This window comes from Pseudomonas atagonensis, assembly GCF_011369485.1.
In the GTDB taxonomy this organism is placed as follows: domain Bacteria; phylum Pseudomonadota; class Gammaproteobacteria; order Pseudomonadales; family Pseudomonadaceae; genus Aquipseudomonas; species Aquipseudomonas atagonensis.
In genome coordinates, this window is sequence record NZ_VXCA01000027.1 from 51,784 (window position 1) to 68,874 (window position 17,091).

Consider the following 17,091-nt stretch of genomic DNA (forward strand, 5'->3'; position numbering starts at 1 on the left):
TGCGCTCAACATTGATATCAGCCCTCTGCTAACCCTCGCCGGCATCCCCCTGTCGGCCACTCAAATGGCAGACCTGCAATATGCCAACCGAAAGCCTGTTGTCCCACTATACAAAGCCGTCGGCAACGAAGGACTTACAAGCATAAAAACACTGCTGAACACCACTAGCCAAACAGCCTTGTTCGACTGCTTCGAATTGAAACAAACAGGGCTTACGGGAAATCTTGAACTGGTGCTGAGCCAAGAGATTTATGAAAATCTAAAATACCAAGACATCCTTCTAAAAAACGGTAGTAGTCTGTCCAACATCATTAACATCTCTCAGCCGACAACTGTTCTACCAGAACTACCTATTGGTACCTACACACTGCAGTTTCCTACGACAACAAACGGCAAGCACTCAATCAACAAGCCGTACGTAACAATCAAGTCCGGCACCACCACTCAACCCCTGATCAAATACGAGCACAGGGTCGGGTGCGAGCTTGCTTCCCAAAAAATAAACATGGGCGGACTCAATGGTGTATTCGCAACCATCAGAGTTGACACCGCACGCAGCAACATTCATGTAAATGTCTCCTCCACCGCCCCACACTCCTATTTCCCAGGGCGGTTATTCGCTTCAATTACAATTAAAGATCGAGATCAACGCATCGTATTTTTTAAAGAAATGCCAGGAACCGACACAAAACTGTCTTCTGACAGCATCCCTTACGGCCCGGGTTACACTCTGGAACTCTTTAATGAGGAGCCCTCTCGATTAACAATGTCCCGGAGTGAAAAACTGATACTCGACACCAATGCCAAACACCAACACCTAAGCCTCACACCACAAGGCTTATACAATAAAAAGCTTTCGACACCTACCGGCGACAATCTGGAAATTAAAATTGAGCAGGCCGCTTTTTCTTTCAATCAGGAGAAGCACCAGCTCCTCTACAATAAGCACCCTATTAAAGATGAAATTTTCCTGGCCATTGACACGTTTAACGAACCACGCCGAACACAACTTTTCGAGAAGTACAGTACATTAAATCCATTCAACAACCTCCAACCTGCTGCACTGACCGGACAAAAATTAAAGTGGGAATTGAAAGGCTTGAGCTACACCATTGCGCAAATCGATATCGATCTGACACTGCAAAAAATTGACGTCAGAGCATACCGGCAAAAACCGCATGGTTACTTCAACAGCATTTACCTGGCTCTGTGGGTGGTCACTAAAGAAGGCACTATCCGTCTCTGCCAGGAATATCGCGGAAACGTACTCTGCGAAGACTACTCGGCTTCATTGCCTTTTAGACCAGGCGATGAAATCAGGATCCTGCACTTGGAGCCTTCTCGATCATTGCTGACTGACACGCAAACCAAAAAGTTAATACCTGTCAATCAGATCCAGGTATTGCGTGTACAGGCAGACAACCAGTTGGCGCTGATGATGCCTTCACTGGATTGATCACGAATCCCGCCGCAAATCCGGCGGAATCGGCAGGTCGTCCTTCAGCGGATCCGGGCGTTTGCCCTTGCCCGCGCGGTGCTGGCGGATCTGGTAGACGTAGGCCAGTACCTGAGCGACCGCCAGGTACAGCCCGCCCGGGATTTCTTCATCCAGTTCAGTGGAGTAATAGATCGAACGCGCCAGCGCCGGTGACTCCAGCAGTATGACGTTGTTGGCGACGGCGATTTCGCGGATCTTCAGCGCCAGGAAGTCGCTGCCCTTGGCCAGCAGCAACGGTGCGCCGCCCTTGTCGGCGTCGTACTTGAGCGCCACGGCGTAGTGGGTCGGGTTGGTGATGACCACGTCGGCGTCGGGAATCGCCGCCATCATCCGGCGCTGCGACATCTCGCGCTGAACCTGACGAATGCGCTGTTTGACCTCCGGCCGACCTTCCTGATCCTTGTGCTCGTCGCGCACTTCCTGCTTGGTCATCTTGAGCTTTTTCATGCTCTCCCAAATCTGCACCGGTACGTCCACCGCAGCAATCAGGATCAAACCGCAGGCCATCCACAGCGTGCTCCAGCCGACCAGCAACACACTGTGAATAATCGCCTGATCGAGCGGTTCGTGAGCGATGCGCAGCAGGTCATCGACGTCTGACGCCAGCACCACCAGCGCCACCGCCAGCACGATGAAAAACTTGGCCAGTGCCTTGAGCAGTTCGACGATGGCCTTCATCGAAAACATGCGCTTGAGGCCTGCGCCCGGGTTCATCCGGCTGAACTTGGGCGCCATGGAACCTGCGGCGAACAACCAGCCACCGAGAGCAATCGGCCCCAGCAGCGCGGCCAACAACAAGGTGATCATCACCGGCTGAATCGCCACCAAAGCGATCTTGCCGGAATGCATCAGGAAGGTGCCCATGGAGCGCTCGTCCATGATCACTTCACGCGTGAGCGTGAAGTTCATGCGCATCAACTCCAAAAGGTCTTGCGCGAGCATGCCGCCAAACACCAACAGGCCACCGGCGCCGGCGAGCATCACCGCCAGCGTGTTGAGCTCTTTGGAGCGCGCGACCTCGCCCTTCTCACGGGAATCCTTTTTACGTTTCTCCGTGGGGTCTTCTGTTTTGTCCTGACCGCTTTCGCTCTCAGCCATGACTCAGCGCGCCCGTGCCAGTTCGCGTAAAAACTGCAAGGCCTCGGCGGCCAGCGGTTGATACTGATTGAGAATGTCCGCCAGACCGACCCAGACAATGAACAGGCCCAGCACCAGGGTCAGCGGAAAACCGATGGAGAAAATGTTCAGTTGCGGTGCTGCCCGGGTCATTACACCGAAGGCGATGTTGACCACCAGCAACGCAGTGATTGCCGGTAACACCAGCAGCAGAGCCGCACCGAGCACCCAACCGAGCTTGCCGGCCAGCTCCCAATAATGCGCCGTCATCAAACCGCTGCCGACCGGCAACGTGGTAAAGCTTTCGGTGAGGACTTCGAAAACCACCAGATGGCCGTTCATCGACAGGAACAGCAAGGTCACCAGCATGGTGAAGAACTGCCCGATCACCGCCACCGAAACGCCGTTGGTGGGGTCAACCATCGAGGCGAAGCCCATGCCCATCTGAATCGCGACGATCTGCCCCGCCACCACGAAGGCCTGGAAGAACAGCTGCAGGGAAAAACCGAGAATCGCGCCGATCAGAATCTGCTCGGCAATCAGCAGCAAACCACTCAGATCCAGCGCATTGACCGCCGGCATCGGCGGCAGATTGGGCGAAATCACCACGGTGATTGCCAAGGCGAAATACAGACGGATGCGCTTGGGCACCAGCGTCGTGCCGAACACCGGCATGACCATCAGCACCGCGCCGACGCGAAACAGCGGCAACATGAAAGTCGCCACCCAGGTACTGATCTGGGTGTCGGTCAGCTGAAGCAGCGATTGCATGGCTTAGCCAATGACCATCGGAATGTTGTGGTACAGCTGAATGATGTATTCCATGAAGGTCTGCACCAGCCACGGGCCGGCAACGATCAACGTCACCAGCATCACCAGCAGACGCGGCAGGAAGCTCAGGGTCTGTTCGTTGATCTGTGTGGCGGCCTGGAACATCGCCACCAGCAGGCCGACCAGCAGACTTGGAATCACCAGCACCGCGACCATCATGGTGGTCAGCCACAAGGCTTCGCGGAAGATGTCGACCGCAACTTCTGGCGTCATGGCGAGACACCGCCGAAGCTGCTTGCCAGCGTGCCGATGATCAACGCCCAGCCATCGACCAGCACGAACAGCATGATCTTGAACGGCAGCGAAATGATCAGCGGCGAGAGCATCATCATACCCATGGCCATCAGCACGCTGGCGACGACCAGGTCGATGATCAGGAACGGAATGAAGATCATGAAGCCGATCTGGAACGCGGTCTTCAGTTCGGAGGTGACAAACGCCGGCACCAGAATGGTCAGCGGCGCCTGATCCGGCGTCGCGATATCGGTGCGCTTGGACAGACGCATGAACAGCTCAAGGTCGCTGGAGCGGGTCTGCGCGAGCATGAAGTCCTTGATCGGCACCTGCGCCTTTTCCACCGCTTGCTGCGCGGTGAGTTTTTCCGCCAGATAGGGCTGCAACGCATCGTTGTTCACCCGGTCGAACACCGGCGCCATGATGAACATCGTGAGGAACAGCGCCATGCCGGTGAGGATCTGGTTCGACGGCGTCTGCTGCAGGCCGAGAGCCTGACGCAGAATCGAGAAGACGATGATGATCCGGGTGAAACTGGTCATCAGCATGACGAACGCCGGAATGAAACTCAGCGCCGTCATGATCAGCAGGATCTGCAGGCTGACCGAGTATTCCTGCGCGCCGTCGGCGTTGGTGCCAAGTGTGATCGCCGGAATCGACAACGGATCTGCGGCCAGCGCCAGCGGCGCGACCAGCATCAAGGCCAGGGTCAAGACGATGCGCAAAGCGCCCATTACTTCTTATCCTTTTGATCCTTGCCGAGCATCTTCAACAAATGCTGGGCAAACTCCGGGGTCGCTTTTTCAGTTGTTGCCGGCATCGGCACCGGCTCTTTGAGCACGTGCAGCGCCGTAATGGTGCCTGGACTCAGACCGAGCAGAATCTGCTCGTTGCCGACTTGCACCAGCATCAACCGGTCACGCGGGCCGAGCGCGCGCGAACCGATCAGCTCGATCACCTGCCCCTTACCCGCCGGCCCGGCCTGCTGCACACGTCGCAACAGCCAGGCGAGGAAGAAGATCAAACCCAGCACCAGCAACAGACCAAACACCAGTTGCGTCAATTGCCCGGCCACGCCGCTGCTGACGACGGGCGCCGCAGCGGTGGCGGCAGTGGTTGCCGGCTCGGCTGCCAGCACGCTCAAGGGCAGCGCCAGCAACGCCCACAAAAGCCTTTTCACTCAGCGCAGCTTCTTGATGCGTTCGCTTGGGCTGATCACGTCAGTCAGGCGGATGCCGAACTTTTCGTTGACCACGACCACTTCGCCGTGGGCGATCAGCGTGCCGTTGACCAATACGTCCAGCGGCTCACCGGCCAGACGATCGAGCTCGATCACCGAACCCTGGTTCAGCTGCAGCAGGTTGCGGATGTTGATGTCGGTGCTGCCCACTTCCATCGAGATCGACACCGGGATATCGAGGATCACGTCCAGGTTCGGGCCGTCCAGGGTCACCGGATCGTTGTTCTTCGGCACGCTGCCGAATTCTTCCATCGGCAGACGGTTGGAGCTGGCAGCGCCGGCGTCGGCGGCCAGCAGTGCGTCGATGTCAGCCTGGCCGTCACCGGTTTCTTCAAGAGCCGCAGCCCACTCGTCAGCCAGAGCCTGATCGTCCTGGGCGTTCATATCGTCGTTCATCATTTGTCCTCGGCGGGCAACAATTCAGTTAAATGCGTGGGGGTGAGAGCGCCGCTTCAGCGACGCTCGATCGGCTCGATCACCTGCAACGCGAGGTTGCCTTTGTGCGAGCCCATCTTGACCTTGAAGGCCGGTACGCCGTTGGCGCGCATGATCATGTCTTCCGGCATTTCCACCGGGATCACATCCCCCGGCTGCATGTGCAGGATGTCGCGCAGCTTCAACTGGCGGCGGGCAACCGTGGCGCCGATCGGCACGTCGACATCGAGCACGTCCTGACGCAGGGCGTTGACCCAGCGCTCGTCCTGATCGTCGAGGTCCGACTGGAAACCGGCGTCGAGCATTTCGCGCACCGGCTCGATCATCGAGTACGGCATGGTCACGTGCAGGTCGCCGCCACCGCCGTCGAGTTCGATGTGGAACGTGGAGACCACAATCGCTTCGCTCGGGCCGACGATGTTGGCCATGGCCGGGTTCACCTCCGAGTTGATGTACTCGAAATTGACTTCCATGATCGCCTGCCAGGCTTCCTTCAGATCGACGAAGGCCTGCTCCAGCACCATGCGCACCACGCGCAGTTCGGTCGGGGTGAATTCACGCCCTTCGATCTTCGCGTGACGACCGTCGCCGCCGAAGAAATTGTCCACCAGTTTGAACACCAGTTTGGCGTCGAGGATGAACAGCGCGGTGCCGCGCAGGGGTTTGATCTTGACCAGGTTGAGGCTGGTCGGCACGTACAGCGAGTGCACGTATTCGCCGAACTTCATCACCTGTACGCCACCGACGGCAACGTCCGCCGAGCGGCGCAACATGTTGAACATGCTGATGCGGGTGTAACGGGCAAAACGCTCGTTGATCATCTCAAGAGTCGGCATGCGTCCACGGACGATGCGATCCTGGCTGGTCAGGTCGTAGCTTTTGACACTGCCGGGTTCGGCAGCGTTATCGGTCTGTACCAGACCATCGTCGACGCCATGCAACAGCGCGTCGATTTCATCCTGGGACAGCAGATCCTGCACGGCCATGTCGTGTTCCTACTGCAGTACGAAATTAGTGAAAAGCAACTGTTCGATCACCACTTTGCCCAGCTCTTTCTGCGCCACTTCCTGGACGCTCGCTGTGGCCTTCTGGCGCAACATCTCTTGCCCGACCGGGGTCGCCAGCGTGGCGAAATCCTGACCGGAGAACAGCATGACCAGGTTGTTGCGGATCACCGGCATGTGCACTTTGAGCGCTTCCAGATCGGCTTGATTGCGGCCAAGCATGGTGATGCTCACCTGCATGTAGCGTTGACGACCGTTCTGGTTATAGTTGGCGACAAACGCCGGCGCCATCGGCTCGAAAATCGCCGGCTGTTTGCCCAGCGGCGCAGCCTCGGCGGCTTCGGCAGGCTTGCTCTGAGCGCTGTGCATGAAGAACCAGGTCGCCCCCACGGACGCGCCAATGGCCAGCAGCAACGCCAGCACGATCACAATGATCAGCTTGAGTTTGCCTTTGGTTGCGGGGTCTTTCACTGCTGCTGTTTCGCTCTTCGCCATGCCAATAATCCGTCACTAATCGGGTTTTCACAGTCGCACGGCAAGGCAAGAGCAAGTGTTATGCCAGAAGTGTCGGAGGTGGTGGAGACAACGCTAAAGTCAAAGGCTGCCCTCACCCCAGCCCTCTCCCGGAGGGAGAGGGAGCCGACCGAGGTGTCAGACGTCAAACATCGACCTGAAAGACCGAGTCGATGATGGATTCACAGCCGAAGTATCAGGTCGGCGTACTTCGAGGGCATCCCCCGATCAGTCCCCTCTCCCCTTGGGAGAGGGCTAGGGTGAGGGGCTCTTGATTTGATCAGGCGTAATAGTCGACGGCGCTGGAGCCAATGACATGGGTAGTCTGAGCCGCGGCTTCAGCCGCCGTCGCAGGCTTCAGCTCTTCTTCAGCCGAGTCCAGGCGACCGCCGGCAGCACTGGTGCGACCGCCCTGCCCCTGCTGCGCCTGCTCCTGACCTTGCTGGCCCTGCCAGCCACGGTTCTGGTCGGACACATTGACGTCGACCTGGCCCATGCCCTGCTGCGTGAACATCTCGCGCAGGCGATGCATCTGGCCGTCGAGCGCTTCACGCACACTCGGGTGCGCGCTCATGAACGTTACCTGGGTCTGCTGATCCGGCACCATGTTCACGCGAATATCCAGACGACCGAGCTCTGCCGGCTGCAACTGAATGTCCGCCGCCTTCAGATTGGCGCTGGACAGGTACATCACACGGTTGACCACTTCTTCTGTCCAGCCGTTCTGATGCATGGCGATTGGCTGGTTGACCGGCAAGGCATTCGCGGTCTTCGGCGTTGCGGCCTGAGTCAGCGCCGCCAGACGGTTGGCGAAGTCATCGACGCGGGTATCGCTGGTGGCGGACTTGAGGTCTTTGAGGCCGTCATCGATCAGGCCGCTGAACGCCTTGTCGCCACCCTGGCTGGTACTGTCCTTGTCGGCCTGCACGTCGAGCATGCTCGCCATGCCAGCGGCAAAGTTTTGCGCCGAGGTCAATTCACCGTCGGCTTGGGCCTGCGCAGGCGAAGCTTTCGGCTGCGCCTGACTGGCAGCGGAAATGTGCCCGCCCTGCTCCATCGCCATGCGCACTGCGGGCAAGGCGTCGAGCGGATCGGCTTCGGGGTCGAAAGCGCTGTCGGCGGCGGCCGCAGGCTCTTTGACCACGGCTGGCAATACTGCAACGGCTGGCGTTTCGGGCTGTGGTTGTGTCGGCGTCGCGACGACCGGAGTTGGCGCGACGGGCGGCGTCACCGACGGCTGAACGACCTGCGCCAGGGCCGGGTCGAGCGTCGGGTCCACCGGAGCGGCATCGGCCACGGGGGTTTGCGTGGAATCCGGGGTGTCATCGTCGCTGGCCGCTTTGTCGTCGGCAGCCACCGGCTTGTCGGCAGGCAACGTTTTGCCGCTATCGGCAACCGCCGGTTCCGGGGCGGCAGACTGATCCTTGCCAAGATCCTTTTTGCCGCTGTTGTCCGATGCCTTGTCGCGTGCCGGTTTTACCGCGTTATCTGTGGCGGCGGCAGGCTTGGCCGGGCCTTGATCGGCGAACACCTGAGCGAAGCTTGAGGCCTTGTCCCCGGCGTCTGCGGCCACGGCCGACGTTTTGGCAGAGGCGGCTTGCGCCTTGGCCTGAGCGGCGGTCTGAAGAAGAATGTTGGGGGTCGCAGGCATGAAACGGTCTCCGCTGCACTGGAATCGTAGGTACAGTTGCGGGAGATGACTGCAAGTGCCGGGCCAATTTTGCCAGAGCTCCGACAAAACCGCCCGGCGGCAGGATCAGTGCGTCAGCGAGCGCTGTCGCTCGGCGACATAAACGGGCCGCACGTCGGCGAATTCGTTATGGATATCGGCGACCAACTTGATGATTTCAGAAGGGCTTTTGTCTTTGGCATGCTGTTCCAGCTCTTGGCACAGCACCGCAAGACGGGTCGCGCCCATGTTGCTGCTGCTGCCCTTGAAGCTGTGCGCAACGGAAGACAATGCATCGGCATCAGCAGTCTGCTGCAACTCGCGCAGGCGATTTTCGGAATCAGCGAGGAAGGTATCCAGCAGTTCCGGATAGCTGTCTTCCATCACTTCCCGCAGCGCGCTTAGCGCCTCGTGGTCCACATGTGTATCAGCCACTTGCTCACTCCTTGATCAAGAATTGCGCGGATTATGCCTGAACCTCCCAGAAAAACTCCACGCAGGCACTACGACCCTCGTCCGCCCAACTCGCATTGCGCCCCAATTGCCGGACCAGGCTGACACCACGCCCCGACAGACGGACACCGTCCAACGGCCGCTCCATCACCCGCGCCACGTCGAAACCCTTGCCACTGTCCTCAACCCGAATCTGCAGGCAACCGCCGCCCGCGACCGGCCTGACTTGCAAGTGCACGCGAACGTAACCGTCCTGCAGCGCCTCGAGCCGCGTGTTGCGCTGCTCATAATAGCGGGCGAATCCCGAGGCATCGCGCTTGAGACTGGAATCCAGCCCCAGCACGCCGTGTTCCAGCGCATTGGAATACAGCTCGGCGAGCACGCTGTACAGCGCGCCACTTTGCGTGCGCAAGCCATGCACTTCGAGCAGCAGTTGCAACAGATACGGCAACGGATTGAAACGTTTGAGCGTGGCGCCGCGAAACTCGAAACTCACCGACCAATCGAGCGGGCATGACTGGCCGCTGTCGGAGTACACCGGCGGTGACAGACTGACCTGCGCAGGTTCGGGCAGACTGACCTCGACCATGCTCACGTCATCACGCGCCTCGCCGCGAAAATCACGCAGCGCCTGTTCGATGTCCTCGAACAGCCGGTCAGGCTCCCGGTTAGCAGCGAATACCCGCTGCAAACGCTCGACACCGAACAACTGGTCATTGGCATCGCTGGTATCGATCACGCCGTCGGACAACAGAAAGACCCGATCACCCACGGCCATCGAATGCACTTCAGTGCGGTCATCGAAAGCCTGCGGGCTGAGCACGCCCAGTGGCAGATGCCGCGCGGCCAGCGGTTCGCGCTCGCCAGTGGCAATGCGATGCAGGTAACCGTCGGGCATGCCACCGTTCCACACCTCCACCGAACGCCGCTGAAAGCTCAGGCACAACAGCGTCGCGCAGCAGAACATGTCCACCGGCAGAATCCGTTTGAGCTTGGCGTTCATCTCGCGCAGGGTTTCGGCCAGGCCATAACCCTTGGCGGTCATGCCGTAGAACACTTCGGCCAACGGCATTGCCCCGACCGCCGCTGGCAGACCGTGGCCGGTAAAGTCACCGAGCAACACATGCATGTCGCCGGCCGGCGTATAGGACGCCAGCAACAGGTCACCATTGAACAAGGCATAGGGCGATTGCAGGTAACGGATGTTCGCCGCATTCAGGCAGCCGGAGTGGGCCACTTTGTCGAACACGGCTTTGGCGACACGTTGTTCGTTGAGCAGATAATCGTGATGTTTGGCGATCAGGTCGCGTTGCTGCAATACCGTGTCTTGCAGACGACGCAAGCGATCCATCGCCTTGATTTTGGCGGCGAGGATCACCTGGTTGTATGGCTTCGCCAGAAAATCGTCGCCGCCAGCCTCCAGACACCGGGCCAGCGCTTCGCTTTCGGTCAGCGAAGTGAGGAAGATGATCGGCACCAGGGTTTCCCCCGCCAGCGCCTTGATCCGCTGCGCGGCCTGAAAGCCGTCCATCACCGGCATCATCGCATCCATCAGTACCAGATGCGGTTGCTGCTGACGGAACACCTCGACCGCTTCGGCACCGTTGGCGGCGGTCAGGACGTCATGGCCCTGGCGACGCACAATAGTCGACAGCAATAAGCGGTCGGCGGCGCTGTCCTCGGCAATCAGAATCGTCAGCGGCTCTTGCGCCTGCATGGCTGTCAACTGATGTCGAACAGTTTGTCGAAGTTGGAAATGGCGAGGATCTTGCGCACGTCGGAGCTGCTGTTGACGACCCGCACATCGGAATCGTCGCCGCCGGCGTGATCCCGCAGCAGGAGCAGCATACCCAGCGCAGAGCTGTCGAGATAAGTCGCCTCTTTCAGGTCGACCACGATGGATTCGGGCTTCTTGTTGAGCCGCTCATAGGACTCGCGAAATTCCTGATGACGACCAAAATCGAATCGACCCTTGACCGAGATCGTCAGCTTTTGCCCATCCGGGGAGACTTCTGTAACGACTGACATTGACTGGCTTCCTTGTCATTGACGAACGTGTACAAGGTTTAGCACCTGGAAAGGCTTGGGGCAAGGCGCGAAGCAAGATCACATGCAGGTGGGGCGCGGCCGTATAGAGTGAACGACGCTGACACGGTGGGAGGGGGCTTGCTCTTGAAGGCGTCGTGTCAGCCTACATCAGCATCGAATCATCCACCGCATTCGGGAGCAAGCTCCCTCCCACAGCGATTGTGGCGCTGTTTTAAAAAGACTGATGGCGCGGCAAGCGCTGGGACAACTCGTCCAGCAGCTTCTGCTCACGCTTGTCTTCGAGGCGTTGCGCCTCTTCACGGTAACGCTGCACCAGTTTGCGCAAGCCTTCGACCCGGGCGAACGCCTGTTGCCAGGCGTCCCGGGCCTTTTCCAGATTGTTCTGGTGCCAGACCAGGCTCTGGCGCTGCTGGTCGATGGCGGTGTCGAGTTGCGCGAGAAAGCCGTGGTAACCGAGCAGCCACTGGCCAGACACGCCGTCGCTGCCGCGCACGACCCACTGCTCCTGATAATCGAGACGAAAGGCATCAAGGTCGGCGAGTTTGCTTTCGGCTACCTTCACCTGCCCCTGGAAATAGCCCAGGCGCTGCACGGCGGTTTTCTCGGCCTTCTCGGCCATGTCCACCACCGGTGCCAGACGCGCAGCTCGACTCAGGGCCATGGCCGGTTAACCGCCGGGAGCCGGGGCGAAAATCGAGGCCAACTGATTGGCACTGGCGCCCATGTTTATGTTGTCGTTCAAGCCCTGACGCAGGTACATCGACATCGTCGGTTGCAGATTGATCGCGGTGTCAGTTTCCCGGTCACCACCCGCCACATAGGCGCCGACGCTGATCAAGTCGCGACTCTGCTGATAACGCGACCAGTACTGCTTGAACATCTGTGCATGGTTGAGGTGTTTGATGCCCACCACCGACGGCATCACCCGGCTGATGGAGGCCTCGATGTCGATGGCCGGATAGTGACCTTCCTCGGCCAGCCGTCGCGACAACACGATGTGACCGTCGAGCACACCCCGCGCCGAGTCGGCAATCGGATCCTGCTGGTCGTCACCCTCGGACAACACGGTGTAGAACGCGGTGATCGACCCCCCGCCCTTCTCGGCGTTACCGGCACGCTCGACCAGTTTCGGCAGTTTGGCGAACACCGACGGCGGATAACCCTTGGTCGCCGGCGGCTCGCCAATGGCCAGGGCAATTTCCCGCTGAGCCTGGGCGAAACGGGTCAGCGAATCCATGAGCAACAGAACGTTCTTGCCCTTGTCGCGGAAATACTCGGCAATGCGCGTGCAGTACATCGCTGCGCGCAAACGCATCAGCGGCGCATCGTCCGCTGGCGAGGCAACGACCACTGAACGTTTGAGGCCTTCTTCACCGAGGATGTGCTCGATGAATTCTTTAACTTCACGACCCCGCTCACCGATCAGGCCGACGACGATAATGTCGGCCTCGGTGAAGCGCGTCATCATCCCCAGCAGCACGGATTTACCGACACCCGTACCGGCGAACAGACCGAGACGCTGGCCGCGACCGACCGTCAACAAACCGTTGATACAACGGATGCCGACGTCCAGCGGCACGCTGATCGGATCACGGTTGAGCGGGTTGATCGTCGGGCCATCCATCGGCACCCAGTCTTCGGCCTTCATGCCGCCCTTGCCGTCCAGCGCACGTCCGGCGCCATCGAGCACGCGACCGAGCATGCTCATGCCCATCGGCAGGCGACCGGTGTCCGCCAGCGGCACCACGCGGGCGCCCGGGGCGATGCCGGCGACACTGCCGACCGGCATCAGAAAGACTTTACTGCCGGAGAAACCCATGACCTCGGCTTCGACCTGCGAAGGATGGTAACTGTCGTCGTTGATCACCAGGCAGCGCGTGCCCATGGCGGCGCGCAGACCTTCGGCTTCCAGCGTGAGGCCGACCATGCGCAGCAGGCGACCTTCGAGAATCGGCGCCCCGGCAATTTCGGTGGCCTCGGCGTAGGTGCTCAGGCGTTTGGCGAAACTGGTGCGTTCAAGGCGCATCGGGATTGTCCGCGAGCGACTCGTCAGCGGCGACGGCCGGTTTGGCGTCTTCGGGGATTTCCAGGCTCAGGTCCGCTGCCGCCGGATGCAGGGCCTGTTCGTGCAACTGATCGAACAGTTTGGCCATGACCTGACTGACACGCGACTCGATACTGGCGTCGATGCGGCTGTGCTCGGTTTCAACCCGGCAACCGCCCGGCAACAGCGAGTCGTCTTCGACGATGCGCCAGGTTTCCTCATGACGTTCGCGCAGGGCTTTGACCTGAGCGAAATCCTGCGGATTGACGTACAGTCGCACGTTCTCCACGCCCAGCGGCAACAGCTTGAGGGCGTCGCGCATGACGTGTTCGATCTGCGTCGAATCGATGGCCAGCTCGCGCTTGATCACTTGCCTGGTGATGTGCTGAACGAGGTCGACCAGCGACTTTTCAATCTGCGTGTCTTGTTCGGCAATCGGTTCGAACAGGTGGGCCATCAATTGCTCGAGGCTGGCGATTTTCGCCGCCAGCGCCACTTCGGCTTCCTGACGCACCTTCAGCGTGGTGCTATGAAAACCTTCTTTTTCGCCGATGGCGAAACCCTCGTTGTAGGCCTCCTGACGGATGCTTTCGAGTTCTTCGAGGGTCAGTGGCTGGACTTCTTCCAGCGGCACTTCTTCCATTTCCGGCGGTTCGGGTTCCGGTTCCGGCTCGGGTTCAGGGGCCGGCGGATCGAAGCTGGGCATCGCCCAGGATTCGAAACCACGGACATCCCGGGCACGGATCAGATCCGTCACATCGTCATCGTGCTTATCCATGGGCTTAGATCATTTCCTCGCCGCCCTTGCCACCGAGCACGATTTCGCCGGCTTCGGCCATGCGACGGGCAATCGTGAGGATTTCTTTCTGCGCGGTTTCCACATCGCTGACGCGCACCGGGCCTTTGGCCTCGAGGTCGTCGCGCAACAGTTCGGCGGCACGCTTGGACATGTTCTTGAAGATCTTCTCTTTGACGCCTTCGTCCGAGCCCTTGAGGGCCAGCACCAACACGTCGGAGGAGACTTCGCGCAGCAACGCCTGAATGCCACGGTCGTCGACATCGGCAAGGTTGTTGAACACGAACATGAGGTCTTCGATCTGACCGGACAGGTCTTCGTCGACTTCGCGGATCGAGTCCATGAGCTGGCCTTCGATCGAACTGTCGAGGAAGTTCATGATGTCCGCCGCACGCTTGATGCCACCCAGGGTGGTGCGCGAGGCATTCGAGTTGCCGGAGAACTGCTTCTCGAGAATCTGGTTCAATTCTTTCAGCGCCGCTGGCTGTACGGTGTTCAACGACGACACGCGCAGGATGATGTCCAGACGCACTTTGTGGTCGAAGTTGCCGAGCACTTCACCAGCCTGATCCGGGTCGAGGTACGCGACCACGATGGCCTGAATCTGCGGGTGTTCGTAACGGATCACGTCGGCAACCGCGCGTGGCTCCATCCATTTCAGGCTGTCCAGACCGCTGGTGTTGCCACCGAGCAGAATGCGATCGATCAGGCCGTTGGCCTTGTCTTCACCCAGAGCCTGAGTAAGCATTTTGCGCACGTAGTCGTCGGAACCGACGCCCAGGCTGGTCTGGTCGCCGACGATGTCGACGAACTCACTCATGACCTGTTCGACCTGCTCACGATGGACGTTGCCCATCTGCGCCATGGCCACGCCAACGCGCTGAACCTCTTTGGGGCCCATGTGACGCAGCACTTGTGCGGCATCGGTCGAACCCAGGGACAGCAGCAGAATCGCGGCTTTGTCGACCTTGTTCAGTTTGACGGTAGCGGCTCGGTTATCACTCATCTGCGTTAATCCACTCTTTCACGACCTGAGCCACGCGACCCGGATCCTCGGCCACCAGACTCTTGATTGCATTCAGCTGCGCGTCATAACCCTCGCTCGGGCTCGGCAACAGAATGCTCTGCGGACCACCGAGGCTCACGCGGTCGTTGGCCAGTTCGCCGTCCAGGCCGCCCATGCCACCGAGTTCCACGTCGCTGCCAAGACCGGCCAGCTCCTTGCCTTTGCCGCCGCCGGTGATGTTGTTGAGCACCGGACGCAGCACACCAAACACCAGCACCAGGATGAACAACACACCCAGCACTTGTTTGACGATGTCCCAAAACCATGGTTGGGAGTAGAACGGAATATCGGCAATCACTTCACCGCGCTCGGCAGAGAACGGCATGTTGATCACGCTGACGCTGTCGCCACGACTGGCGTCGAAACCGACGGCGTCCTGCACCAGACGGGTGAAGCGCGCCAATTCGTCGGCGCTCCACGGCGCGCGAGTGGTTTCACCGTTGGCGGCATTGACCTTGACCTGGTCGTCGACCACCACCGACACCGACAGACGATTCAGGCGACCCTGCTGCTGCTTGGTGTGGCTGATGGAACGGTCAAGCTCGAAGTTCTTGGTGGATTGTTGACGCTTGTCTGCCGGATACGGCGCGAGCATCGGCTGCCCGGTGGCCGGGTCCATGATCTGCTGACCGTTGGCGTCAACCAATGGCTGACCTGGCTGCACCATGCCGGCGGCGGCTTGTGCGCCACCCGTGGTTTGCGGAGCAGAGGCTGGCGACGGCGGCTGATTGCTCAGGGCACCCGGCACACCTTGCGGGCCATTGCTGGCGGTGCGTTGTTCGTTGACCGACTGCTCGCTGCGCAACGCCGGCTGATCCGGGTTGAACTGCTCGGCAGTCGATTCGACGGCACTGAAGTCGACGTCGGCCGACACTTCAGCCTTGTAACGGTCGTTGCCCAGTACCGGTTGCAGAATGTTGTGCACGCGCTGCGTAAGCATGCTTTCCATGCGGCGGCTGTAATCGAACTGCTTGCCGGCCATGGTCATTTCGGAATTTTCCGCCTGATCGGAAAGCAGGTTGCCCTTCTGATCGACGACGGTGATCTGCGATTTGCTCAGCTCGGGAACGGAAGTCGCCACCAGGTTGATGATTGCAACCACCTGACCTGGCTCCAGCGAACGACCGCTATACAACTCGACCAGGACCGATGCGCTCGGTTTGCGTTCGTCACGCACGAACACCGAACTCTTCGGAATTGCCAGGTGCACACGGGCACCCTTGACGTTGTTCAGACTGGAAATGGTGCGCGCCAGCTCACCTTCGAGTCCGCGACGATAACGGGTCGCTTCCATGAACTGGCTGGTGCCCAGCCCCTGTTCCTTGTCGAGGATTTCAAAACCGATGTTGCCGTCGCTGGGAGTGACACCAGCGGCCGCGAGCTTGAGTCGCGCACGGGACAGGTCATCGGCCTTGACCAACAAGGCACCGGAGTTGGGTTCGACGGTATAAGGGATATCAGCGGAGGCCAAGGTGTCCATGACCTGCTTGGCGTCCATGCCGGCAAGGCTGCCGTACAACGGACGGTAATCCGGCTGCTGCGACCACAGCACCACGGCAAAGCCAATCGCCACGCTCGCAGCCAGGCCGACCAACAGGCCCACCTGACGCAGCATGGTCATCTCGGAGAGGTTTTCCAGGAAGGACAGGCCGAACAGCGGCGGTTTGCCGTCTATCGGGGTGGCCTTGGCCGGAACGTTATCGGCGACTGCTTCTGCCATGACTCAATCTCGTCCTTAAACCGGCATCTGCATGATGTCTTGATACGCCTGAACCAGTTTGTTGCGCACCTGGGTCAGAGCCTGGAACGACACGCTGGCTTTCTGTGAGGAAATCATCACGTCCGTCAGATCTACGCCGCTTTTGCCTACTTCAAATGCATTGGCCAACTGAGTCGACGCCTGCTGGGTATCGCTGACTTTGTTGATCGCCTGACCGAGCATGTCGGAAAAGCTGCTGCCCGCCAGTTCAGGGACAGCGGCAGTCGATTTCGGCGCAGACATGGCATCCATTTGCATGGCCTTCATGTCCATCATCAACCGATTAAATTCAATACCTTGGCTCATGGTCTACTCTCTTGGGCGGCCCGCAATTTTTTGACACTCACTCGGCGGGTACACAGGTGTTAGCAACAAGGGTGCCAG

Annotated in this window: 19 protein-coding genes; 1 reads left to right on the forward strand and 18 read right to left on the reverse strand. The window is 59.6% G+C overall.

Features of this window, described 5'->3' with window-relative positions:
- The first annotated feature begins 64 nt into the window (after positions 1 to 64).
- Positions 65 to 1,456 (forward strand): putative mucin/carbohydrate-binding domain-containing protein, encoded by a 1,392-nt coding sequence (locus tag F2P67_RS19020; RefSeq protein ID WP_166222417.1) that lies wholly within the window; start codon positions 65 to 67, stop codon positions 1,454 to 1,456.
- On the opposite strand, the gene flhB is transcribed toward F2P67_RS19020, so the two are convergent.
- The 18 genes from flhB to fliE form a co-directional block, all read right to left on the reverse strand.
- A complete protein-coding gene (gene flhB / locus F2P67_RS19025; protein ID WP_166222419.1) occupies positions 1,457 to 2,596 on the reverse strand; it encodes a flagellar biosynthesis protein FlhB in 1,140 nt (379 codons plus the stop codon).
- A 3-nt stretch (positions 2,597 to 2,599) separates the two neighbouring features.
- Complete coding sequence (fliR, locus tag F2P67_RS19030) at positions 2,600 to 3,385, reverse strand: flagellar biosynthetic protein FliR (protein ID WP_166222420.1); 786 nt, start codon at positions 3,383 to 3,385, stop codon at positions 2,600 to 2,602.
- 3 nt (positions 3,386 to 3,388) lie between these two features.
- Entirely contained in the window at positions 3,389 to 3,658 is a 270-nt protein-coding gene (gene fliQ, locus F2P67_RS19035; RefSeq protein WP_008077662.1) for a flagellar biosynthesis protein FliQ, read from the reverse strand.
- Positions 3,655 to 4,413 carry a flagellar type III secretion system pore protein FliP gene (fliP, locus tag F2P67_RS19040; RefSeq protein ID WP_166222421.1) on the reverse strand — a complete coding sequence of 253 codons (759 nt, stop codon included), beginning with the start codon at positions 4,411 to 4,413 and terminating at the stop codon, positions 3,655 to 3,657. The genes fliQ and fliP overlap by 4 nt, the downstream gene beginning before the upstream one ends.
- Positions 4,413 to 4,859 (reverse strand): flagellar biosynthetic protein FliO, encoded by a 447-nt coding sequence (gene fliO, locus F2P67_RS19045; protein ID WP_166222422.1) that lies wholly within the window; start codon positions 4,857 to 4,859, stop codon positions 4,413 to 4,415. Before fliO ends, fliP begins: the two co-directional genes overlap by 1 nt.
- Positions 4,860 to 5,315, reverse strand: coding sequence for a flagellar motor switch protein FliN (gene fliN / locus F2P67_RS19050; protein WP_025111935.1), 456 nt, complete (start codon positions 5,313 to 5,315; stop codon positions 4,860 to 4,862).
- Positions 5,316 to 5,371: 56 nt separating this feature from the next.
- Positions 5,372 to 6,340, reverse strand: coding sequence for a flagellar motor switch protein FliM (fliM, locus tag F2P67_RS19055; RefSeq protein WP_003222890.1), 969 nt, complete (start codon positions 6,338 to 6,340; stop codon positions 5,372 to 5,374).
- A 9-nt stretch (positions 6,341 to 6,349) separates the two neighbouring features.
- Positions 6,350 to 6,853: a flagellar basal body-associated protein FliL gene (fliL, locus tag F2P67_RS19060; RefSeq protein ID WP_166222424.1), complete on the reverse strand. Its 504-nt coding sequence runs from the start codon at positions 6,851 to 6,853 to the stop codon at positions 6,350 to 6,352.
- Between the two features lie 298 nt (positions 6,854 to 7,151).
- Positions 7,152 to 8,522 carry a flagellar hook-length control protein FliK gene (locus F2P67_RS19065; RefSeq protein WP_166222425.1) on the reverse strand — a complete coding sequence of 457 codons (1,371 nt, stop codon included), beginning with the start codon at positions 8,520 to 8,522 and terminating at the stop codon, positions 7,152 to 7,154.
- Between the two features lie 105 nt (positions 8,523 to 8,627).
- A complete protein-coding gene (locus F2P67_RS19070; protein WP_166222426.1) occupies positions 8,628 to 8,975 on the reverse strand; it encodes an Hpt domain-containing protein in 348 nt (115 codons plus the stop codon).
- Between the two features lie 31 nt (positions 8,976 to 9,006).
- On the reverse strand, positions 9,007 to 10,710 hold the full coding sequence (locus F2P67_RS19075) for an ATP-binding SpoIIE family protein phosphatase (protein ID WP_166222427.1): 1,704 nt from the start codon (positions 10,708 to 10,710) through the stop codon (positions 9,007 to 9,009).
- Between the two features lie 5 nt (positions 10,711 to 10,715).
- Positions 10,716 to 11,021, reverse strand: a complete 306-nt coding sequence (locus F2P67_RS19080) for an STAS domain-containing protein (protein WP_166222428.1) — start codon at positions 11,019 to 11,021, stop codon at positions 10,716 to 10,718.
- Positions 11,022 to 11,253: 232 nt separating this feature from the next.
- Positions 11,254 to 11,703 (reverse strand): flagellar export protein FliJ, encoded by a 450-nt coding sequence (gene fliJ, locus F2P67_RS19085; RefSeq protein ID WP_166222430.1) that lies wholly within the window; start codon positions 11,701 to 11,703, stop codon positions 11,254 to 11,256.
- A gap of 6 nt (positions 11,704 to 11,709) precedes the next feature.
- The gene (fliI, locus tag F2P67_RS19090) at positions 11,710 to 13,068 is read right to left on the reverse strand and encodes a flagellar protein export ATPase FliI (RefSeq protein WP_166222432.1); all 1,359 of its coding nucleotides are present in this window, start codon (positions 13,066 to 13,068) and stop codon (positions 11,710 to 11,712) included.
- Positions 13,058 to 13,864, reverse strand: coding sequence for a flagellar assembly protein FliH (gene fliH, locus F2P67_RS19095; protein ID WP_166222434.1), 807 nt, complete (start codon positions 13,862 to 13,864; stop codon positions 13,058 to 13,060). Before fliH ends, fliI begins: the two co-directional genes overlap by 11 nt.
- A gap of 4 nt (positions 13,865 to 13,868) precedes the next feature.
- A complete protein-coding gene (gene fliG, locus F2P67_RS19100) occupies positions 13,869 to 14,888 on the reverse strand; it encodes a flagellar motor switch protein FliG (protein ID WP_007920042.1) in 1,020 nt (339 codons plus the stop codon).
- A complete protein-coding gene (fliF, locus tag F2P67_RS19105; RefSeq protein WP_166222436.1) occupies positions 14,881 to 16,668 on the reverse strand; it encodes a flagellar basal-body MS-ring/collar protein FliF in 1,788 nt (595 codons plus the stop codon). Before fliF ends, fliG begins: the two co-directional genes overlap by 8 nt.
- 15 nt (positions 16,669 to 16,683) lie before the next feature.
- Positions 16,684 to 17,013 (reverse strand): flagellar hook-basal body complex protein FliE, encoded by a 330-nt coding sequence (fliE, locus tag F2P67_RS19110; protein ID WP_166222438.1) that lies wholly within the window; start codon positions 17,011 to 17,013, stop codon positions 16,684 to 16,686.
- Between the last annotated feature and the right edge of the window lie 78 nt (positions 17,014 to 17,091).